Origin of the sequence: Sphingomonas sp. UBA978 (assembly GCF_002292295.1) — a bacterium.
Lineage (GTDB): Bacteria > Pseudomonadota > Alphaproteobacteria > Sphingomonadales > Sphingomonadaceae > Sphingomonas.
The window spans coordinates 72,232-92,862 of sequence record NZ_DBBS01000015.1; the positions used below are offsets into that span (position 1 = coordinate 72,232).

Consider the following 20,631-nt stretch of genomic DNA (forward strand, 5'->3'; position numbering starts at 1 on the left):
CCATGGCCATCAAATTTACCTCCCCCACCAAGCACGGCGCAACCACCTTCGTGCCGAGCGTCGCGCTGGCGTTCGAGGACAAGGACGCTGAGCCGTATTTCATCGCGGCCGGGTTCGCGGAGGCGACCGATGACGAGCCGGTCATGACCTATCCGGTGGGCGAGGTCGATATCGATCCCGAGACGGTGTTCGGCGACGGGCCGAACAAGGGCAAACTCGTGATGGGGGGCGAGTGACATGGGTAAATATGCAGATCCCGCGTTCTACGATGCGGCGTTCAACACCTTCAAGACCGCAGCCGGCACGGTTACCCAGACCCTGACATCGGCTCAGCCTGCCAACTTCGCAGGTATTGCTGCGGTGAAGCTCGCATCGGTGACGCTCGACAAGACGAACGACATCACGCTGGCTAACGGCGATACTTCTGGCCGGAAGATGACGATCGCCGCGAAGTCGGCGGTGCCCGTTACCGCTTCGGGCACGGCCACTTACGTGGTGATCGATAACGGCACGACGATCTTCGTCACCACGACCGCCAGCACCGCCGTCGCCTCGGGTGGCACGGTGGATATTGGCACGTGGAAAGACGAGATCCAGGCACCGGCATGATGACCATCGCTCATCGCCTCGGTAACGCGCTGCTCAACCACCGCGCAACGCAGTGGCTGGCCGTTCTGGCTATCGTGCTGACCGTCTCGATCTGGGATGGTGAAGAGGCGCGGTAATGGCAAACCTTCGCGATCGGGTGAAGGTCGCGACGGCGACCACGGGGACCGGCACCATCACGCTGGGCGCAGCGTCGTCGGGCTATCGGACGTTCGCCAGCGCCTATACGACGGACAGGCTCGTGTCGTACGTCATAGAGGACGGCGCGGCATGGGAAACCGGCGTTGGCACCTATTCGGTGTCGGGCAACACGCTGACGCGCACCATGGACGCCAGCAGCACCGGTTCTACGCTCAGCTTGTCCGGTTCGGCCACCGTCGCCATCGCCTTCCTCTCGCGGGATAACGTCGCGGACTGGCCGTTCTTTGAGGCTACCTTCGATGGCGAGGTCGCGGCGACGGGCAACTCCTTCGCCCGCGCCATGCTCAACACGCTGGTCACCGACACGCACGCAGGGTTCAACCTGTCGACCTCCGTTTATACGGTGCCCCAGGACGGGATCTATGACATCCTGTTCAAGTTCCGCCTGATCGACGGCGACATCCGCACGCTTTCGTTCGGCACTGGCGTCGGCACGACGCGCGGTGACACGCCCGCATTCTCTTGGTGGGGCGGCAATTTGCAACGCCAAGGCACGACCTATCGGCGGGTGGCTTATTTCCAGAAAAACGAAACGCTGGAGGCATTTTACTACATCGGCAGCGGAACCCCGCCGAACATCAAGGCCCTTGATCTTGTTATCTTCCGGCAGATGTAGGCGATGGTCGGCGGTTATCCTGTAGGCGGCGCACCGGTCGGCGGGCGCAATATTGCAGCGCCCGCGCAGCCGGCTGTCGCGCCTAATAACGCCGCGCAAACGAACATCGCGTCATCCCCTGCCCTGACGGCGCCGACCTCGGTCCAGCCTGCATCCGCCTATCAGGCAAATGTATCCACCTCGCCGTCCCTGTCGTCCAAAAGCCAGGTCGCACCGAACAGCGCCTATCAGGACAACACCGCAACTTCGCCCACGCTGGCAGCGAAGAGCGCGGTCGCGCCCGACAACAGCCAGCAGACCAACGTCTCAACCAGCCCAACGCTGGCCGGACGTTCCGCGGTCGCCGTCGACAGCGCTCAGCAAATCAATAGCGCGACCTCCCCGACCCTATCGGTAGCGGGCATGCTGGCGATTGACTCCGCGAGCCAGACGAATGCGGCAACCTCCCCGACGCTTGCGGCCCGCTCGTCAGTCGCCCCGGATAGTGCGTCCCAGATCAATCAAGCGACGTCGCCGAGCCTGTCCAGCAAGGCGTCGGTGTCGCCCGCGTCGGCCTATCAGGCGAACGAAACGACGCAGCCGACAATCGCCGCGGCCGGTACGATCAGTATCGCCAGCGCGGTGCAGCAGAACGTCGCCACCAGCCCTTCGCTGTCGTCGCGATCGACGCTGGCGGTGGACAGCGCATCGCACGCGAATGTCGCGACCTCGCCGACGATCGTCGTCAGGTACGCGGTGGCCCCGGCGAGCGCATTCCAGTCGCAGATTGCGTCCAGCCCGTCGTTGTCGGCTCGCTCTGCCGTAGCGGTTGCCAGCACCTTCCGCGGCAATTTCGTGACCTCGCCCTCGCTGTTCGTCGGCACGCGCCCGGTTCCACCGTCCAGACGCACCGTTCGATCGGCTCGCGTCTCCCGCGTCGTCTATTCGCCGCGCCCCTCTCGCTTGGCTGCATGATATGCTGAACTGGCCCGACAAAGATCCCGAAGCTACTTACCGTTATAGGTGGAATCCGCCGCTCGACGCTGGCGATAAGCTCGCCTCCGCTTCGGTATCCGTCGTGTCCGGAGATGTATCAATCCAGTCGCAAGACAAGGACGATGCCGGGCTGACCGTCGTTCTGACCGGTGGGTCGGTGGGGCCAAATCTGCTGCGGGGCGTCTGGCTTGGAGTCAGCGGCCAAGGCGACGACAAATTTATTGCGTTGACGGTCAGGCAGACCGAGAGCGACCGGGTAGTTGCCGCTTATGGAACGGACACTGGCTTCCTAGCATGGCTTGAAGATCACGGCCTTTCCCTCCCTGCTGACGCGCCGGTCCCAGCCGTCCTCCGCACCCGCGGCACCGCCTACGTCGATGGCTACGAGACGTTCTGGACCGGCTCACGGTCTGGTGGCGTCATGCAGGAGCTGGGCTGGCCGCGGACCGGCTCGACGCTCAATTGCACGATCGCCGTCGCTGATGACGTGATCCCGCCGCCCGTGGTCAACGCGGCCTACCGTGCCGCATGGCTGGAAGCGTCAACGCCGGGCATCCTCGCTGGTCCCGTTTCTACGCCGGGCAGCCGGGTGAAGCGGCAGAAGGTCGACGTGATCGAGCGCGAGTTCTTCGACGATGGCGCAGCGAAAATGGGGGGCGGGCCTGCATTCGTCGACAGCATGATCGACGGCGCGCTGCGACAGTTCGTCTGCGACAGCACGGGCGGCGCATTCATGTGGAGCCTCGGCAGCTGATGGACGACTTCTATGCCTCCATGCGCCAGACTGCGATCGACCTTCTCGCCCCCACCAGCGAAGGCGGGCTCGGGCAAGGCACGATTGAGCTTGTCCGCTATCTCGACAGCGCCACACCGGCAAATCCTTGGGACCCGCCTGCCCCACAGGAGAGGGAGGTCACGGTCCTAGACGGGGCTGCCCGCGGTGTCGGCAAGGATTTGGTCGGCGCGCCTGTCGAAAACGGCGGGCAGATCGTCGCTACCGATCTCCAGGTGATCGTTGCCCCTTGGGGCGGGGCATACGAGCCCACCGATGTGCTGGAGATTGACGACAGCCCGGTCACCATCCTGAAGGTCGAGAATATCCCGGCTGCGGGAATGGTTTGCGCCATCCGTTTCGTGGTGCGCCGATGAACGACGAGCTGGAAGACCTGATCGACGGACTGGCGCCGGCCCTTGCGCTGGCGTTCCTTGCGGCAATCGCGTTGCTGCGGTCCGGCATTAACTACCAGCTGCTCGTCATCGCGCTGCGCGAGGGCGACATTGACGCGGCTGTGGATGCGCTCAACATCGAACCGGCAGCTTTCAGCGGGTACATGCTGGAGCGTCAGTCCGGCTTTGCTAAGGCGGGGGCGGTCGCATCGGAGACACTGACCAAGCAGCGCGCGGCGGAGTTTCGTGCCCCTCGCGGGCCGAGCCTGCGTATGCCAGAGCTAGCGCCCGCGGGGCCATCCGGTCCTGTGCGCCCTCCCCCGCCCGCGTTGTCGTTTGACGGTCCTGAGCCGACCAACATCGTGTTCCGTTTTGACATGACGAACCCGCGTGCCGAGGCCAAGATCAGGACCGAAGCGGCATCGCGAGTCGCCGGCTATGTCGAAGAGCAGGCCGAGACAGCCCGCAGGGTCATTGCCGATGGGTTCCAGCGGGGCGAAGGGCCGCAAACCATCGCTACGACCATCGCCGGCCGAGTCAATCCGATCAGCGGCAGGCGCGGCGGCATCGTCGGGCTGTCCGCACCTCAGACGGGCTACGTTGAAAGCATGCGCCGTCGTCTGCTGTCCGGCGATCCTGACGAGATGATGAAGGTGCTCGGCAGCTTCGACAAGGATGGCAAGTGGAAGGAGGGCACGGGGCAGACACTGCGCGACCGCCGCTTTGACCGGTCGATCAAGAAAGCGATCCGCGATGTTGCGGCGGGCAAGCCGAACCCACTGACCGCCGACAAGATCGAAGAGATGGCGGGGAAATATTCGGATCGCCTGCTCGCCAAGCGCGCCGACGACATCGCCCGTACCGAAACGGCACAGAGTGTCATGTCCGCCCGCGCTGAGGCGACCAAGCAAGCGATGGACAAGAACGGACTGCCAGATGACGCGCTGACCAAGACGTGGCGGCATCTGGGCGGGCTGCATCATGCCCGCGATTGGCACCTCGCCATGAACGGCAAGACCGTGATCGGCATCGACGCTGTGTTTTTCATGCCGGACGGCTCGCTGATGAAGCACAGCCACGACCCCGAGGGTGGCGCGCGCAACAACGTCGCCTGCCGCTGCTCGACAGATTTCACCATCGACTGGGCCCACGGGCTATAACGGGAGAATGACCATGGGTTGCAAGGACTGCGCGGAACGCCGCAAGAACCTCCGGGACGCGATCATGCGCGGCAAGATGGCCGACGCACTGGATATCACTGTTGAAGGTCTGCGGGCCATGATCCGGATCGACAGCGACGCCGATCATCGCAAAGTGCCGGTGGTGGCACCCTCTCTGCCTAACCTGTCCGGCAAGACGAAGGCCGAGCTGCTGGAGATCGCGGCCGATGAGGACGTCATTGTCCCCGAAGGCTCGACCAACGCGGAGATCATTGAGCTGGTCGAGAGCAAGCGGCGCGGGCTGGCCTAATGGCCGGCTGGGAGGGCATAGATCCGGCGAAGTGGGCTGCCATGTCCTCCCAAGGGCTGACGGCCCTGCTGCGCAATTCGGTGCAGGAGCTTGCCGAGGTGGCTTCGGCCACGATCCCGAACGGCGGGCGTGTCCCTGTGAAGACGGGCAACCTTGCGCGCTCTGTCGTCGTCGACACTAAGCCTCCGCAGACGATCAACGTGCTGGCCACACAGCAGAGCTTTTCGCTAGGCGTGGCCAACATCAAACCCGGCGACACCGTCTATATCGGCTACCAGGCGAAATACTCGCGCCGACTGAACTACGGCTTCGTCGGCACTGATAGCCTCGGTCGCACATACAACCAATCCGGCTATGGCTTTGCTGAAGCCGCCGCGGCGCAATGGCCGGCGATCGTCGCCCGTCAGGCTGCGAAGATGGGAAAACGATAATGCCGGCGATCGAGACGACCGACTGGATGGCGCTGAAAGGTCGCGTCGAAACGCTGGCGCCATCCCCTGTGATGCAGGTCATTGAGCCCGGCGCAATCGTGCAGCTGCCGGCCGAACCGCATATTCTGCTGTCCGACGTTAACAACGATCCCGTTCGTCTCGGCATTGACCGTAGGCTCCACGTTCGGAGCGGAACGCTGATGCTGACCGTGCAGTGGCCGATCGCTCGCGACATCACGCATGTACAGCTGCGCGAGATTGCGGGGCAGATCGCGGCTCACTTCCCGGCGGACACCTGCATGTCCTACGGCGCGTCTCGCCTTCGGGTGACGACGGATGCTGCCGCCCTGCCCGCCTATGTCGATGGCGCCTATCGTGTGGCGGTCGTGCGAGTGCCATGGTCGTCAATATAGCCTGAACTAATGATGCTCGATCACGCACTATTGTTGCGTTGATACGCCATTCCATGTAATGTTGCGGCACTCAAGAACCGCCCGGCTGGGGCAATGGGAGCGCCGCACATGGCATTGCAGGCTGTAGCAGGGTCGAAGTTCTATATCGGTACGCGCGTCGCGCTCCCGAACGATCTCATCGTCGAGCTGGCGGATTTCGCCCCTCAGGAAGCCGAATGGATCGAGGTCAACGGCTGGACCAATGCCGGTTCGCTGGGGGACACGCGTACGGCCATCAGCCAGAACTTCATCGGCTCCGGTCGAACGGTGACCATTTCAGGGACCGCCGATAGCGCAGCCATGGAGAACACCTTTTCCCCGCTGCCGAATGATCCGGGCCAGCAGCGTCTGGTTGCCGCGATGGAAGGCTGCGCTAACCACGCGTTCAAAATCGAATGGGGCGCGGGCTGCGCGACCGAAGGGCTGGTGACGATCACCGTCGCATCGCCTGGCGTCGTAACCTGGGCTGGTGGCCATGCGCTCGAAGCTGGCTCGCCAGTCATGTTCACCGGCACCGGTGGCACGCTGCCGACCGGGCTCACTGCCGGAACCGTCTACTACGTCCTTGCAGCCGGGCTGACGCCGACCAAGTTCAGTGTGTCGGCGACGCCGGGCGGCGCGGCAATCGCGACCACCGCGGCCGGCACGGCAACATCCATCACGGCAACGGCTCAGCCTGCCGGCCAGACTGACCTCTTCTATGGCCTCGCCATGTCGAAGAACCGAAATGGCGGCGAGGCGAACACGGCGCTGATGCGGTCGATCACCGTGAAGCCCAACACCAACATCGTCGAAGTTTAACAGCTAAGGGCGGCGGGGTTCGGGTCCCTTTGCCGCCCTTAGACCCGAGAGGGCCCGGCGAGACACATTATGGACATCGGCAAAATCAACGAACCCGTCGATCTCGCGCCCGGCGAGTGGATCGATGACATCCCGGCCCTGATGGGCGCCAAGGTCAAGGTTCGCTCGACCAACTACAAGCCCTACCAGATTGAGATCCAGGGCCTCGCGCGCCGGTTCGGCAAGAAGCTGAACACCAAGGAGGGCGTGCGGGCGTTCAACATCGCAACCGGCAAAGTGCTCGCTGAGCATATCCTGCTCGACTGGGATCTGACCGGGGCTGAGGACGAGGCCGCGCTGACCGCCGATGGTCAGCCGCTCGGCTTCACTCGTGAATGGGCGCAAACAGTGCTCGGCTCCGATGACCAGCACGGCGTCGGGCAGGCATTCCGCAACGGGATCGAGTGGGCCGGCGATCAGGTGGCCAGCAAGGTCCGCGAGCGAGCGAAGGAAGCGTCGGGAAACTGATCGAGGCGCTACGCTGGTCGCTCGACAAGTATGACCAGTGGCGCGCGGCGAAAGATGAGGCGGACAAGACAGATGGCGAGGTGCCAACAGAACTTGAACCGCCTGAGATCATGGACGGTTACGGCGGCTGGTACGAGGATTTCTGGCGGCTCTCTACCGAACGCCAGATCGGCATGGGGATAGGCCCGATCCCTGCGAGCGAAATAGACCGGCACGTCGCCGGTTGGGATTGTGAGGACGCGGAGGTTTTCGAGTTCTGCATTCGGCGAATGGATGAGGCCTATCTGATGCATCAGAACAAGACCGAGCAGCCCGATCCGTCCGTGTCGCCGCGTGATGCCTTCCGTTCTGCCACCTCGACACGGCGCGGGCGGCGATAATGGACGCAGCAGCCCTCAATCTATCCGTCAAATCGGACTCGGTCGTACAGGCCGCGAACGACCTCGACCGGTTTGCCGCATCCGCCACGAAGGCAGGGGCGGCATCCGGCCTGGGTACGGGTTCGATCGCCCGCCTCGTTGCCAGCGTCGCGTCCATGAACAACAAGCTTGGCGCGATCGTCAGCGGGCTCGACAAGGTGAACGGCCAGCTTGCGACGATGGCCAAGGCCGGTCAGGGCGCGGCAGCCGCGAACGACAACGTCTCGCGATCCATCGGTGTCGCTGACAGCCACGTCATCGCCTACACGCAGCATCTGGCGGCGCTGGCGGCGTCCCAACAGAAGGCATCGGCTGCGACGGTGGCGGCTGACGCGCATGTGGTCGCCTATACCCAGCATCTCGCCCGCCTGTCCGCGCAGCAGCAGGACGCGAATGCTCATGTCGTGGCGTGGCAGAACGCGATGCGGGCCCAGGGCGGTATCCAGAGCGACGCCAATGCGCATGTGCTGGCGTACCGCGACAGCCTCAACAAGGTGTCGGAGGGCGCGAACGCCGCCACGACGTCGATCAAGTTCACGGCTCGCGAAGGCCTGAACGCCTCCCGTCAGCTGGCGGATATCGGTGTCACTGCGGCGTCGGGGATGTCGCCGTTCCTAATCGCGCTCCAGCAGGGGCCGCAGCTGTTCGACATCATCCAAGAAAAGGCGATCAGCACCGGCACGAGCATCGGCACCGTGTTCCGAGCGGCTGCGGCGTCGGTGCTAGCCATGCTGGCGCCGCTGCTGCCGGTTGTCGCTGCTCTTGCCCTAGTGGGAGCAGGCATCGCCGCCCTTACTGCGCAGGCGAACGATACGAGCGGGCTCAAGAAGTACACGACCGAGATGGGCTACACCAAGGAAGAGGTGAAAAAGCTCAACGCGGTGACAGTGACCTGGGGCGACACCACGAAGGCGGTGTTCCAGGGCGCGCTGGCTGGCGCTGCAAGCTCGTTGGGCTTGAACACGAAGGATATGGCCAAGACGTGGGACAGCTTTCTGGACCACCTCGCCACCGGCACGCGCGCGACGCTGGCAGGCATCTACGCCGGCATCGCTGGCACAAAAGCGTATCTAGGCGAGCTTGAGAAGGGTGGTGTGACCGGCATCGGCAAGATGCTGATCGGTCAGGGCGATCCTGACCTGCTCAAGAAGACCTACGGCAAGGCCTATGCGGACGGTCAGAAAGCGCTCGACGGCATCGTGGCGCAGGCGCGGAAGAATGCCTTGGCTCGCCAGAACGAGATGGCCAAGGGCTTCTATGATAAGCCGAGCACCCCCAAGGGGCCCAAGCCATTCACCTACGACGACCTGATGAAGGACGCGGAAAAGATCCGTAACGACCTGAACACGCAGGCCGCGCAAATCGGCGTTTATGGCGAGGCGCTGGCGCGTGTCACCTACGAACAGGATTTGCTCAACAAGGCGTCGGAGCGTGGACTGAAGCTGTCGCCGGCTCAGAAAACGGCAATCGCAGGCATCGCGGCAGAGTTGGCCAAGCTCTCCGAGGCGAACCGCGTTGCGAAGTTCATGGAGGACTTCAACCAGCAGACGGCGCAGCAGCTCGCGTCATTGGAGCAGACTAGGGGCGCGATCGGTCTGACCGGGGCCGCGCTGGCTGAGTATGCGTACTATCAGGAGCAGGTGAACAAGGCGGTTGCCGACCATATCGAATTGACAGAGCCGATGAAGCAGGCGTTCGCGCAAGACGCCGCAACGATCGGTGCAGCGACGTACCGTAATACGGTCGAATCATCCGCTGACAGCACGTCGAAGACCCACAACGAGCGCATGCGCCAGCTGGAGGCCGAGCGCGGTGCCCTTGGACTGACCGGTCAGGCGCTCATCTCGTATCAATACCAGCAGGACCTCATCAACAAAGCCGTGCAAGATGGCGTGGCCGCGGCGGACGTCGATATCGCCACGATCCGCCGCAAGGGCGATGCCTATGCAGCGCAACGCTACCAGCTCGACCAGCAGACGCAGGCGCTGGCGGAAAGCCGCGAGGTGACGCGCTCGTTCTTTGCCGACTGGATCAACGGTGTCCGTGAAGGCCAGAACCTGTTCAAATCGTTCGCCGACAGCGTGATCGGCAGCCTCAACCGCATCATCGACAAGCTGCTGGATCGGACTCTCGACAGCTTCCTAGACAGCATGTTTCAAGGCGGCTCAAGCGGGGGGCTTCTCGGTGGTCTGTTCGGCGGCAAGGCCACGCCCAACTACACCAGCCCCTTCTCTGGAAGCGGAAGCATCTCCAGCCTGACCGGCGTGTTGCCTAACGGTTCACAGGCGCCGTCCGGCGGCACGACACGGTTCGCGCAGGGCGGCGTCTTCACGAACACGGTCGTCAACACGCCGACGCTGTTCCGATTTGCGAATGGCGGCGCTCTTGGTGAGATGGGCGAGGCTGGTCCCGAGGCGATCGTGCCGCTGAAGCGCGGGCCGAACGGCTCGCTTGGGGTGCAGATGCATGGGGGTGGGCGACCGGACGTCCGCATGGGCGACATCCACAACACCTATCAGGTGACCGGGGCGTTCGACCGCGATCAGGTCGTCGGCCTCATCCGCCAGGGCGGCACCGCGACCTACGATCAAGTGAAGCGCGATCTTCAGTCGCTGCTCCAGCAGCTGGACACCGATGGAGCATTCGCCTCGTGAAGATCTACGCGTTCCCCACCTTCCGCGTTGAGACGCAGCTGTTCCACTGCCCGGGCGCGGGCTACGACGGTGGCCTGACATCGGGTGGTGCGCAGTTCATCACGCCCGAACCGGGTGGCTTCTCGGTGCTGGAGATCGCCCCGGCGCTGATTGACACGGAATGGGACGCGCCGCTCGCGTCGTGGATCATGTCGAAGATCAGCGGGCAGGTGTTCCGCGTCCGCCTCGCTCCCTCGCCCCAGATCGCCTTCAGCCGGCAGCGCGGGATGGTTGCGGTGCCGTGGTCGAACGGACAGGCGTGGTCGAACCAGCAGGAGTGGGATGGCGACTTCACCGGACGGTTCGCCACAGCATCACTGAAGGGCTCCGTCACCATGTCCTTCGATCTGACCGGCGTCGGCCCGATCGTCAGCCCCGGCCATGTCGTCGGCCACGGCTCGGAGACCTATCTGGTCGACGAGATCAGCTATGTCGGCGACATCGGCACCGCAGTCGTCACCCCTCCCCTGCGCCGCGATATCGTAGCTGGTGACAACTGCTACCTGCGCCCGTGGTTCACTGGCCGTATCAGCAATGGCGGGGATATCCGGTCAGCATACGACAATATGGGTCATGTGAAGCCGGGAAACATCGTGTTGCAGGAGTCGGTGGTTTAGACTCGCCAAGACCGTCAGCGTTGCGCAAACTGGCCTTCATGGAATCGATAACCAAAGACGTACTGGCTTGGTGGCAGGACACCTTTTCTGACGCCGATCGGGAATGGATGATAGCCACCTACTCTCCGTTGAGCATGGAGATAGGCGATGTTAGCGCCTCGGCCGTAGAGCGTCAGCCGCTAGTGCAGCTGCTTACCCATCTGGAATCTACGACAGCAGCTAGGCATCTGTCTTTGCTCGCACCCTGGTTTAGTAAGCCCGGCTACCAGCATTGCGCTATAGCCTTCGCGCGAAAGGGTTTAGAACTTCTACACAACGATATGCCGGTCCTTGACCAGCACTTTGCGTGGATGAACCAGTGTATATCTTTGTACCGCTGGCGAGACACTGAGGTAGGAGCCCTAGAAGGGGCGATTGCAGCTTGCGAGGCCTGTATAGCGATACAGGAACAGGCTGCCGAGAAGGCCAAGAAGTTTTTCGGGTTCATTCCTTCACATCACTGCTTCCGTCAGCTTCGGATAATCGAAGAGAAGCGCGGCAACTTTGAACGCGCCTTGGCACTCTGTGAGGAAGCCAAGGCAGGCGGTTGGGCTGACGATTGGGATCGTGATATCGCTCGACTACGTAAGAAGTTGCAGCGTGGCACTCGCGGTGCCAACCTATCCCTATGAAATGGCCCATCCTCATCCTCGCCGGATTCGCTGCCACCGCGTCGGCGGATAAGGACACCGATTATCCGCATCGCGACTGGGGGCATGTGGCGACGCTGGATATGAGCGTTGCGGAAGCGACTGCCTGCATAGCGCGAGCGCTCGATAAAGGCGGATCCGTTCTGGTGCTGCCGGTCGATGGCGGAAACGACATCGATTATTCGGTGGACGTGCCTTGGGGCAAACGGCCCGATGCCTGGGAGAGGTTCAAGCTGCGCAACGACGGCGCGACGACCACCCTACGGCTGTTCTACCGACATCCGGTAAGCCAGAAGGGCGCGGGGAAGGACGTCGAGAGGCTGAAAAAGCAGTGTCTTAGGGTCAGCAGGGTCGACCCCGCCTAGCTCACTTCTCACTTTAATGCGGTTTTGCGCAACATTGTTGCGTGCTATGGTAAGGCATGAGTGCCTTCTACGACCAGATTGATAGCGCACTAGGCGACGCCAGCGAAGTTGGTGACATCGTCCTGACCGTACGCAAATGTTGGCTGTACGACTTCAAGAACGAACCAGTCTTTTTGTGGGATGGCCAAGGCACATTCATCGACAGCGAGGGCCGCGAATGGCTCGGCACGATCGACGCGAACGGCGGCAATTTACATAGGACGCCTTCGCTGCAAGACGGACGGGATGGCACTAGTGCGTCCTACACGTTCTCTTTCAACATACCGACGATACCCGGCCAAGAGGCTGAGATCCTTGACCTGTACGAGGGGCTGAAGAGCGAGCAGGCAAACGTGTTCGGCCGCAAGCTGACCTGCTTTCTCGCCGTTTTTATCGAAGGCGAGGGCTTGAGGCCCGGCACGCCGCTCTCCTTTTATAAGGAGTTGACGATGTTCTCCCCGAAGTTTTCGGAAACCATCGCTCGCAGTGGGTCAGGCGCCGTCGTGAAGACCTATACGCTGTCCATCACTGCGAAGGATAACAATCACGGTCGCAGCGAAACGCCGGACCGAACCTACGCCGATACGATGCAGAAGCGCAGAGCGGCGCAACTGGGGGTTCCCATTGACCGAGGATCTGAGTTCCTCGCCCTTCTCGCCAACCGAACATATCAGGTGCCATAATGGGCTTTTTGAAGAAGCTCGTCGCATTGGTCGCGGTAGCTGCGCTGGTCTATTTCAGCGGCGGATGGGGGGCAACGATCGCCGGCGCTCTGGCGGGTTCGGGCGCCGCGGCGGCATCGGGTACTTTCCTCGCCAGCCTTATCGGTACGGTCATTGTCGCGGCTGGGACGTATCTCGTGACCGCTGTGTTGATTGGCGGGAAGCGAGCGCCCGACATGGAGGCTGGCAAGACCAACGTACGGATCACTGACCCGCCACGCTGGCTACACGCCGGTCGTTCTAGATCAGGTGGCGGCGCGTTGTTCGGCGAGTATGACGCCCAAGGCCGATTTTGGTACATCGTCGTGCACAGCGATGAGATTCTACATTCGCCGTACAGCTACTTCCTTGATGATGAGACGGTGACACTGGGCTCCGATCACTATGTCCTGAACAAGGAATTTCGCCTCAAGACCAACAAGGCGAAAGACCCGGCCGACGCGGATGGTCAGGGTAAAGGCTACGTCCGCATCTGGACGACGACCTATAGCGAGACGAATCCAATCCCGCCTGGCATCGCCGAATTGTCCGCGGCTCTCCCACAGTGGACGCAGACGGAGCACCTGCTCGCTGGCACGACATATTCTGTCATCTGCATGGATGCTCTCGACGTTGAACACCGGTACAAAATCTACCGGTGGCGCGGCCCCTTCGGCATGGGTGAGCCCGCGGTCAGCGTGGTCGGCGATTGGGCCAACGTCTACGACCCGCGCGACGAAGCGCAGATTCTCGGCAATCGGTCGACCTACAAGCCGACCCGCAATGCCGCCCTTATATGGGCGTGGTTCCGTACTCACCCGTTCGGCCGTGGAAAACCAGAGAGCGACATCAACTGGGATCGCATCGCAGAGCAGGCTGATATCTGCGATCAGGTTGTCACCGGGATCGAAGGCGACCAGCCGCGGTATGAGGCCGGGGTTTCAATCGTCGACAGCAAGCGCCGGGTGGATGCCGAAAAGGAGATCCTGCTGGCGTCTGACGCGATGATCTTTTTCGACGAGACAGGCAAATCGTTCATCCTCGTCGGGCACTACTACGCCCCTACCCTGTCGTTTTCCCGCAACCGCGATATCATGGCTATGTCATCGGTCGAGGCTCAGGATGGCGAGTCTGAGACGCAGGGCGTCATCGTCAAATACACTGAGCCGTCCGCAAACTACGCAGTCCAGCCCTCCGCGGCGTGGCTCAATCCGCTATATTATGACCCGCTGACAACGCCCAAGTTTCTGCCGGTCGAGATTCAGGCATGTCAGAACCATAATCAGGCGATGCGGCTGGCAAAGGGTATCGGCATGCGCTCGCAGCCGCGCCACAAGCTTGGTCCGACCGTCAATCTGCGTGGTCTACAGGCCCGCCATGAGCGCATCGTTGAGATCCGCTACGACAACACGTTCGACGGCATCTATGAGATTGCCACGCCGGCCGAGCTGGATGCGGCGGGCATCTTCACTGGGTTCGGTGCGGTCCCCATCAATCCCAGCCGCTGGACCCTTCTGCCCGGCGAAGAGCAGCCCGCCCCCATCGTGGATGGTTCGGGCACTACCGACGCTTACCCCGCCATCACGGGCGAAAGCGTCTACCTCTCGGACGGTGCGATCCGCATTGACTTCCCCGCCCTGCCCCGTGCGGATGCAACCTATGTCGGCGAATATATTCTCACATCGGCCATCACCGGCAACGAGGATGATCCTTGGCAGTCCATGTCGGTCAATCAGACGACGGCGACTAGCGGGCTGCTGCTGGAGGGCGAGGACTATACGGTACGCTATCGGTACGTCACCACCGCAGGGCGCGGCCCAGCGTTCGAGTACGACGTCTTGTCCACGACCGCTGTCCTGCCGCCATCGACCAACCTGACCGCAACGGGCGGCGCCGGACAGGCCACGGTAACGTGGAAGAACCCGAACGATCTGAGGTTCTTCTCGACCGACGTTTACCGCGGCACGACCAACGTGTTCAGCGCCGCGACCAAGATCATCGACAGCTATGGCGGTGGCGTCGGGCAGGTGCAGTCAATCACCGACACCGTCGCTGCCGGGGTAAAATACTATTGGGTCGTTGCCACTGACGGCGGGATGCTGGAAGCCACGCCCACCGGTCCTGCAAGCGCTACAGTGACATGAGCGCTAAGCCGAACATGATCGACGGCGCCGTCATCCTCGCTGACGGTTCACTTGCTCCGATGGGCACAGTGGATGCGAACGCCAACGATACACGGCTACCCCCTGACATGGTTGATGCACCAGTCGCCGTTGCTATGACAAATGGAAGTCAGATTTCAGCTGCACGACCGACCTGAGACTTTCCATTTATTACGTCAGACTTGTAGAATGTTGCGCAAGAAGGTATGGCATAGCAGCATACTTTCAAAGGTGATGGCGTGGCTGAAGCAACCGATATTCTGCGGGACGCCCTGTTTGGTAACCCCCCGACATCGGCGAAAGAGCCTTCGCGCGAGGGCGTGTTGGCGGCATTCGGTAATTTGGAGGCGCGTGCGACCACGGCCATAGCAGGCGCGATTGCTGGTATCATTTACTACGCGACTGGTGCGGAGCGTGCGGCCGACACCACCCGGCCGATCGGAACCCTAGGCAAGGCCGCCGACGAGGCTGATTATTACCGCCGTGACGGCTCTGGCTGGGTGGTCGATAACACGGTGTATCAGGGTGTGGCCTCCGTGGTGCAGCCGCAAATTTCTGAAGTTCAAGATGCCGTAAACGGCCTCGTCTCTAACGTCTCCAACCTCGTCACCTCCATCGACGGAGACCTCCTCACCGGCGTATCGGCGTCTGGCGTCCAGCCGCAGTATTCCAATGGTGCCGTCGCCCGTCTGGACACGCTGAACCGGCCGCTGGGCATTACGATACCGTCCGGGCAATCGGGCCGCGATTCGCTGGTGCTGGTGAACGTCAAGGTCGAGGGTCCGTCGCTGACCGGCTCGGATGTCGCCCTCTATTATCAGGTCGACACGTCAGCGAACTATGACCGTGGGCTGTCGATGACGCTCATCGTGCAGACGATCGGGGGGGCGTCCGAAGCCCGCGAAACCACCCCGTTGCCGCTTGATGCGACGGCATCCCGATCGACTGTCGGTGTCCGCTATACCATGCGCGGCGATGAGGCGGTGTTCCTCGCCTTCGTGCAGCTGGCGAATACCAACGCCACGAGCGCGCAACAGTGGATGATGGTCAGCGGTATCGCCTTGCGTGTGCTGAACGCGCCGGGCCTGCTGACGGCAACCGATCTGGCATCGAACGTTACCCGGCAACGCGACATTGCCCGCGCGATCAAGGGTGCGCAGAGCGTCACGCCGACGATCAAAACCGTGAAGCCATCTGGCGGCGACTTCAACAGCCCCGCGGCGGCTATGGCCGGGATTACGGACGCCAGCGCGACGAAGCCGTATGTCGTCAAAATCTACCCGAACACGGGTGATGGCAGCTGGCCGTGCATTGAGCTGACGCCGAAGGATTACATCGATCTGGAGGGTGTCGGTCCTGCCCGCGTGTGGCTGAAGGGTTATCAGGCTCCCAGCACGTCGCCTGCCCTCATCACGCAGAACTCAACGCTGCGGTGGCATTCGCGATCAGTGCTGACCAACCTACGGGTCACCGCGCAGAACATGCGCTATGCGACGCACACGGACAACCCGAACGAATCCTACAACAAGCTGGTCGATTACAACTGCGAATGGGAGCATTTCGGCAACCAGGAAGCGCGTGACTATCAGACCAGCCAGGGCAATGACCCGAACGTCATCTGGGCCTCGATCGTCCCGTTTGGGTCAGGCACGTGGCCGGGCGAGCGGCGCATCCACAACTTCTCGATTTTCCGCGGGCCGACCGCATATCTCGCGCACAACACGAACGACGAAGGCACCACACCCCCCACGCTGCCAACTCCGCAGCCGGACGCGGCGCGTGTCACGCTCATTGGGTGCCTGCTCGAAAGCACGGCCGGCGCGTCGGCTACGGCGGTCAACCTGCAATCGTTCGGCACGGGGCAGACCGACGTTCTCGAACTGATCGGCTGCAAAGTCATCGGCAACGTCGAGATGACCCGCCAGCGCGGGACCGAGAACAACTGGCTGGTCACCGGCTACGGCAACATCGGTCTGACGTTCACGGGCGCGGCTGTGCGGCAGTCGGTGATTGCGGCATGATCCTCGTCCGCTTCGCCCGCACTTTTCGTAGACAGTTGAGATGACCGCCCTGCGCATCCTCAACCTGATCACTTGGGGCATTATGCTCGTCTACATGCTGCCGGGTGCCTGGAGCGCAACGACAGCACAGGCGCGGTACGGCGACCCGATGCGCCTCGCCTGCGCCGCGACCGCTTTCGTTTTTATCGGGTTCAACCTGTACTGGGTGTTCGGGCCGCGCGCGCATTCCTCGCCGTCAGATCCGCTCATGAACTCGTTGCTGACGCTCAGTGCTGCGCTCGCGCTGTTCATTCTGAAGCTTGGCCGAACCTATGGCCGCGGAATCCCTATGGCGCAGCGGGTTCATAACGATGGCGAATAGCGCGATCCCGGTAGCCGTCCACGGCTGGACATGGACCGCCGCTCTTATGGGGTTGGCTAACCTCCTCATCGGCGGTGTGTTCGTCGCCATCATCCGCACACGCCCGACGCTGAAGAAGATCGCGAACGAGCGGGAAGCCAATCTGCTGACGGAGCGCGCCAAAGAAATGGACGGGATGCGGCGTGCGATTGCGAAGCTGGAAGCCGAACGCGCGTCGGACCGCCATCGCATCAACAACCTGTCGCAATGCCTCGATGCCCTGCTGCTGATGATCGAGATGGACCCGAGCAAGGCGGCGGCTGCCGCGGCGAAGATCAAGGCGATGCGGGCAACCCAGATGGAAGCGGAGGCGGTCGAGAAGGCCACGATCCACGCAGCAGAAATCACGACGGCGAAGGAGCCGACAGCATGACGCAGATACCCGACGACTACTGGCCCCTGCTGGCCAAGATGCGCTTAGGTTGTGTCGCCGCCTTTTCTGGCGGCCAGCCATGCCGGACCCGGCCGCTGTAAAGATGCTTGTCGATCCCATTCATCTCCGCAATTTGAAACCACGGCGTGCCGTCGCTGCGCTTCAACACAGTGGCACGATTAGCGGATTGCTCTTTTCGCGTAGCCCAGCGGCAGTTGCTTGGCTGATAGCCCTGAGCGTTGTCGACGCGATCAAGCGTCAGGTCGTCGCGATAACCACTCTCGGCAGCCCACTTCAAAAATACGTCGAAGCTCTTCCAGTTTTCGCAAACGGTAATCCCCTTGCCGCCATAACGTTCGAAGCTTGTGTGGCTGTCCCGCTGACAGCGCGCGACCATCCCGCCCCAAATCCGATGCAGCCTCGTACCGTTCATTGGATGTCGCTTGGGTCTATCGATGCAGCCGCCGCAGGCTTTCGACCCACCAGAAACAAGCGAGTGCTCACGCGGCGTTCCTATGGCGCCGCATTCGCATCGTGCTGTCGCTCGATACTTTCTGTCCGCTCCAGCCGGATGCTGCTCAAGCACCGTCCATTTTCCAAACTTAAGACCTACCAAGTTTTGGCGCGGAGCTTTCTTGAAAACCATGACCCTGTCTGCCGAATCGCGAGCCAGTGGTCAATGAAGGAGTTGTCCGCATGACGCAAATACCAGACGATTACTGGATGATGCTCGCCAAAATCGAGTCCGGCAACAACCCGCTGGCCAAGGCGCCGACGTCGACCGGATCGGGTCTGTACCAGTTCCTGAAGGCGACGTGGATCGGCGAGGGCGGCAAGTGGGGCGCCGATGCCAAACTGCCGTTCGGCGGCCTGAAGCCAACCCGCGATGAGCAGACACAGCGAGCCAAGACGTTCACCGCCAAGAACGCCGCGGTGTTGGTGAAGGCCGGCATTCCGATCAACAAGGCGTCGCTGTATGCCGCGCACTTCTTCGGCGCCGGCATGGCAGCCAAGGTCATCAAGGCCGACGTCAACGCCCGCGCGGATCTGATCGCCGGACCGAACGCGACCAAGGCGAACCCGTCGATCCTTCAGGGAAAAACCGTCGGGCAGTTCCTGGCTTGGCTTAACAAGAAGACCGGAGATTGGGCGCGATGACCGCCCGCGAACAGCTGATCGCCTACCTTGCCACGCTGGCGACCCTCGCGCTGGTGTTCGCCATCGCGATCGTCGCCGCGGCGCGCGTGCCGGAATTGCTCGGCAAGGCGGAGGTCTTCGGCCTCGGCACCATCACCGGCGGCCTGATCGGCATCCTACGCATCCCGACCAGCCGGCCGATCGAGCCGACCGGCACCCCTACTGACCCCATCGCAACGAAGGAACAACCATGAGCATCTTCAAGAAAATCGGCGCCATCTTCAGCAAGAAGAACGTCGCCACGATCATCGAACTGACCGACGCGCAGAAGGCCGTCGCCGCGCTGAAGCAGACCGCGATCGGGGCGACCGTCGCCGCGGACATCAAGGCCCTGTCGAGCAGCACCATGACCGGCGCACAGAAGTTCGAGACGGTCGTCACCACGACGCTGCCGCTGGTCGTCGGCCTGCTCGCGGAAGGCGGGCTGAAGAAGGCCGAGACGGAGGTCGCCGACATCGCGCGTGAGCTGGTGCAGAGCATCTTCAATCAGGTCGCCAGCAAGAAGGCCGAGACGGTCGGCTCGCTGATCCTGAAGGTTCTGGGGCTCAAGTGAACCTCTCCCGCCTGCTGGGTCGATCGCCCCCTGAGATTCCGGCAGGCGGACGCGCATACACGAAGCTGCACGATGGCCAGTGGTCCGTGTGGGTCGAGGCTGACGGCGCGCATCGCAAGGTCAGCCCGTCGTTCACGCGGCAGGTGGTGGCGTACGATTATCTGGATTGGGTGACGGGGGTGGTGCCGTCGTTTGAGTATCCCGAAGGCATGGCTTAGCTACTCGAAAGCACGAACGGCAGGGATTCACCTTGCGTTCCGGTGATGCTATATGGGTGGGGCTGCGGACACAGCGGACAAGGCTATGGCCCGTGACCGAGATGAAGTGTTGGGAGGTGTCTGCAAAACCGCAGGGACCGTTTGGACCAAGGCCAATTTTGGAAGCCGGGATGGGAAGCGAGTGGCTGACCAGTCCGCAGCAAGCTGCGCTGTTCGTGAGCCGAGAAGCACGGACGAGGTGACTGAGACTCCGGGGCGGTGAAACTCCGCATGTATACGGCAGCGCGGCATGTTGAGGTGGTGGTGTCCCGAAGGACACGACGGGTTGGTGATAGCGCTGATGTCGCGCCGTAGGGTTCGAGTCCCACACCGCCGCCTCACCATGCTATCCGCGCCCCATGACCCCGCGCGAGCAAACGACGATCACCCCACCAGTCGCCAGATAGCCAGCCGCTCATCACCATCGATGAACCGCCGCGCCAGATCGCGAAACTGCTCGCGCATCTCCGGGGTATCTTGCTCCCACGGCACGCGCTGGACAGTTAGGTCAACCGTTACCCCGACTGACGCGCAGAGGTTCCGCGGCAGATTGAGGTGGTAGTCGTAAGCGAACTGGTCGAGCAGTGGATGCACCATGTCGTCGGCGTGCTTCATGGTGGCGGGGTGGATTGCGTACATCGGCAGAACGTAACAGGAACGATCGGTGAGTCGCTAGGATGGATCACCTGCGACGACATCATCCCCGAACGCCTCCACCGCGTTGATGATTGCCGTTAGATCGTCTGCGGTCAGTTCGCTTTCCTCGTCCACCGGCTCGCCAGCGTTGAAGGTCGCGCGGAAGCGGCGCAGGTGGTCTAGCGCGGTGTGGAGACTGACCGGCTCCTGCCGCGGATCGTACTGGCCTTCGTTCTCTAGCGGCTTCTGGAAAGGCATAGGTGTCTCCTTGCCGCTAGCTTAT

At 62.4% G+C, this 20,631-nt stretch carries 29 protein-coding genes; 26 read left to right on the top strand and 3 right to left on the bottom strand.

Going from position 1 to position 20,631, the window contains the following annotated elements; translation table 11 throughout:
• Nucleotides 1-2: 2 nt before the first annotated feature.
• From B2515_RS07990 to B2515_RS08095, 22 genes are all read left to right on the top strand, one after another.
• Entirely contained in the window at nt 3-236 is a 234-nt protein-coding gene (locus tag B2515_RS07990) for a hypothetical protein (RefSeq protein WP_293875551.1), read from the top strand.
• A gap of 1 nt (nt 237) precedes the next feature.
• Complete coding sequence (locus B2515_RS07995) at nt 238-609, top strand: hypothetical protein (RefSeq protein WP_293875553.1); 372 nt, start codon at nt 238-240, stop codon at nt 607-609.
• A 115-nt stretch (nt 610-724) separates the two neighbouring features.
• Nucleotides 725-1,423, top strand: coding sequence for a hypothetical protein (locus B2515_RS08000; protein ID WP_293875555.1), 699 nt, complete (start codon nt 725-727; stop codon nt 1,421-1,423).
• Between the two features lie 3 nt (nt 1,424-1,426).
• Nucleotides 1,427-2,377 (top strand): hypothetical protein, encoded by a 951-nt coding sequence (locus B2515_RS08005; protein ID WP_293875557.1) that lies wholly within the window; start codon nt 1,427-1,429, stop codon nt 2,375-2,377.
• Nucleotide 2,378: 1 nt separating this feature from the next.
• Nucleotides 2,379-3,152, top strand: a complete 774-nt coding sequence (locus tag B2515_RS08010) for a DnaT-like ssDNA-binding protein (protein WP_293875559.1) — start codon at nt 2,379-2,381, stop codon at nt 3,150-3,152.
• On the top strand, nt 3,152-3,547 hold the full coding sequence (locus tag B2515_RS08015; protein ID WP_293875561.1) for a hypothetical protein: 396 nt from the start codon (nt 3,152-3,154) through the stop codon (nt 3,545-3,547). Before B2515_RS08010 ends, B2515_RS08015 begins: the two co-directional genes overlap by 1 nt.
• On the top strand, nt 3,544-4,725 hold the full coding sequence (locus B2515_RS08020; RefSeq protein WP_293875563.1) for a hypothetical protein: 1,182 nt from the start codon (nt 3,544-3,546) through the stop codon (nt 4,723-4,725). Before B2515_RS08015 ends, B2515_RS08020 begins: the two co-directional genes overlap by 4 nt.
• A gap of 7 nt (nt 4,726-4,732) precedes the next feature.
• A complete protein-coding gene (locus B2515_RS08025; RefSeq protein ID WP_293875565.1) occupies nt 4,733-5,035 on the top strand; it encodes a hypothetical protein in 303 nt (100 codons plus the stop codon).
• Nucleotides 5,035-5,466, top strand: a complete 432-nt coding sequence (locus B2515_RS08030) for a hypothetical protein (RefSeq protein ID WP_293875567.1) — start codon at nt 5,035-5,037, stop codon at nt 5,464-5,466. Before B2515_RS08025 ends, B2515_RS08030 begins: the two co-directional genes overlap by 1 nt.
• A complete protein-coding gene (locus B2515_RS08035; protein ID WP_293875569.1) occupies nt 5,466-5,879 on the top strand; it encodes a phage tail terminator-like protein in 414 nt (137 codons plus the stop codon). Before B2515_RS08030 ends, B2515_RS08035 begins: the two co-directional genes overlap by 1 nt.
• 108 nt (nt 5,880-5,987) lie before the next feature.
• On the top strand, nt 5,988-6,719 hold the full coding sequence (locus tag B2515_RS08040) for a hypothetical protein (protein WP_293875571.1): 732 nt from the start codon (nt 5,988-5,990) through the stop codon (nt 6,717-6,719).
• Between the two features lie 69 nt (nt 6,720-6,788).
• Nucleotides 6,789-7,226, top strand: coding sequence for a hypothetical protein (locus B2515_RS08045; protein WP_293875573.1), 438 nt, complete (start codon nt 6,789-6,791; stop codon nt 7,224-7,226).
• Nucleotides 7,163-7,606 (top strand): phage tail assembly chaperone, encoded by a 444-nt coding sequence (locus B2515_RS08050; RefSeq protein WP_293875575.1) that lies wholly within the window; start codon nt 7,163-7,165, stop codon nt 7,604-7,606. Before B2515_RS08045 ends, B2515_RS08050 begins: the two co-directional genes overlap by 64 nt.
• Nucleotides 7,606-10,299, top strand: coding sequence for a phage tail length tape measure family protein (locus tag B2515_RS08055; protein WP_293875577.1), 2,694 nt, complete (start codon nt 7,606-7,608; stop codon nt 10,297-10,299). The genes B2515_RS08050 and B2515_RS08055 overlap by 1 nt, the downstream gene beginning before the upstream one ends.
• Nucleotides 10,296-10,955 (top strand): hypothetical protein, encoded by a 660-nt coding sequence (locus B2515_RS08060; protein ID WP_293875579.1) that lies wholly within the window; start codon nt 10,296-10,298, stop codon nt 10,953-10,955. The genes B2515_RS08055 and B2515_RS08060 overlap by 4 nt, the downstream gene beginning before the upstream one ends.
• 20 nt (nt 10,956-10,975) lie before the next feature.
• A complete protein-coding gene (locus tag B2515_RS08065; protein ID WP_293875581.1) occupies nt 10,976-11,626 on the top strand; it encodes a hypothetical protein in 651 nt (216 codons plus the stop codon).
• Nucleotides 11,623-12,009, top strand: coding sequence for a hypothetical protein (locus tag B2515_RS08070; protein ID WP_293875583.1), 387 nt, complete (start codon nt 11,623-11,625; stop codon nt 12,007-12,009). Before B2515_RS08065 ends, B2515_RS08070 begins: the two co-directional genes overlap by 4 nt.
• A gap of 56 nt (nt 12,010-12,065) precedes the next feature.
• The gene (locus B2515_RS08075) at nt 12,066-12,731 is read left to right on the top strand and encodes a hypothetical protein (protein ID WP_293875585.1); all 666 of its coding nucleotides are present in this window, start codon (nt 12,066-12,068) and stop codon (nt 12,729-12,731) included.
• Nucleotides 12,732-12,739: 8 nt separating this feature from the next.
• Nucleotides 12,740-14,893 (top strand): hypothetical protein, encoded by a 2,154-nt coding sequence (locus B2515_RS08080; protein ID WP_414711376.1) that lies wholly within the window; start codon nt 12,740-12,742, stop codon nt 14,891-14,893.
• A 257-nt stretch (nt 14,894-15,150) separates the two neighbouring features.
• Nucleotides 15,151-16,932 carry a hypothetical protein gene (locus tag B2515_RS08085; RefSeq protein ID WP_293875589.1) on the top strand — a complete coding sequence of 594 codons (1,782 nt, stop codon included), beginning with the start codon at nt 15,151-15,153 and terminating at the stop codon, nt 16,930-16,932.
• Between the two features lie 40 nt (nt 16,933-16,972).
• Nucleotides 16,973-17,293, top strand: a complete 321-nt coding sequence (locus B2515_RS08090; RefSeq protein ID WP_293875591.1) for a hypothetical protein — start codon at nt 16,973-16,975, stop codon at nt 17,291-17,293.
• The gene (locus B2515_RS08095) at nt 17,283-17,705 is read left to right on the top strand and encodes a hypothetical protein (RefSeq protein ID WP_293875593.1); all 423 of its coding nucleotides are present in this window, start codon (nt 17,283-17,285) and stop codon (nt 17,703-17,705) included. The genes B2515_RS08090 and B2515_RS08095 overlap by 11 nt, the downstream gene beginning before the upstream one ends.
• A 16-nt stretch (nt 17,706-17,721) precedes the next feature.
• On the opposite strand, the gene B2515_RS08100 is transcribed toward B2515_RS08095, so the two are convergent.
• Nucleotides 17,722-18,138 carry a hypothetical protein gene (locus B2515_RS08100; RefSeq protein WP_293875595.1) on the bottom strand — a complete coding sequence of 139 codons (417 nt, stop codon included), beginning with the start codon at nt 18,136-18,138 and terminating at the stop codon, nt 17,722-17,724.
• A gap of 290 nt (nt 18,139-18,428) precedes the next feature.
• Here B2515_RS08100 and B2515_RS08105 point away from each other — a divergent pair, with 290 nt between their 5' ends.
• From B2515_RS08105 to B2515_RS08120, 4 genes are read left to right on the top strand one after another with little or no spacing between them, the layout of a single operon-like run.
• On the top strand, nt 18,429-18,863 hold the full coding sequence (locus B2515_RS08105; RefSeq protein WP_293875597.1) for a hypothetical protein: 435 nt from the start codon (nt 18,429-18,431) through the stop codon (nt 18,861-18,863).
• Entirely contained in the window at nt 18,860-19,096 is a 237-nt protein-coding gene (locus tag B2515_RS08110; RefSeq protein WP_293875599.1) for a hypothetical protein, read from the top strand. The genes B2515_RS08105 and B2515_RS08110 overlap by 4 nt, the downstream gene beginning before the upstream one ends.
• Entirely contained in the window at nt 19,093-19,455 is a 363-nt protein-coding gene (locus B2515_RS08115) for a hypothetical protein (RefSeq protein WP_293875601.1), read from the top strand. Before B2515_RS08110 ends, B2515_RS08115 begins: the two co-directional genes overlap by 4 nt.
• The gene (locus tag B2515_RS08120) at nt 19,452-19,673 is read left to right on the top strand and encodes a hypothetical protein (RefSeq protein WP_293875603.1); all 222 of its coding nucleotides are present in this window, start codon (nt 19,452-19,454) and stop codon (nt 19,671-19,673) included. The genes B2515_RS08115 and B2515_RS08120 overlap by 4 nt, the downstream gene beginning before the upstream one ends.
• A gap of 423 nt (nt 19,674-20,096) precedes the next feature.
• Here B2515_RS08120 and B2515_RS08125 read toward each other — a convergent pair whose 3' ends face one another.
• Together B2515_RS08125 and B2515_RS08130 are read right to left on the bottom strand one after the other, a co-directional pair.
• On the bottom strand, nt 20,097-20,327 hold the full coding sequence (locus B2515_RS08125) for a hypothetical protein (RefSeq protein WP_293875605.1): 231 nt from the start codon (nt 20,325-20,327) through the stop codon (nt 20,097-20,099).
• 57 nt (nt 20,328-20,384) lie between these two features.
• Nucleotides 20,385-20,606 carry a hypothetical protein gene (locus B2515_RS08130; RefSeq protein WP_293875607.1) on the bottom strand — a complete coding sequence of 74 codons (222 nt, stop codon included), beginning with the start codon at nt 20,604-20,606 and terminating at the stop codon, nt 20,385-20,387.
• Between the last annotated feature and the right edge of the window lie 25 nt (nt 20,607-20,631).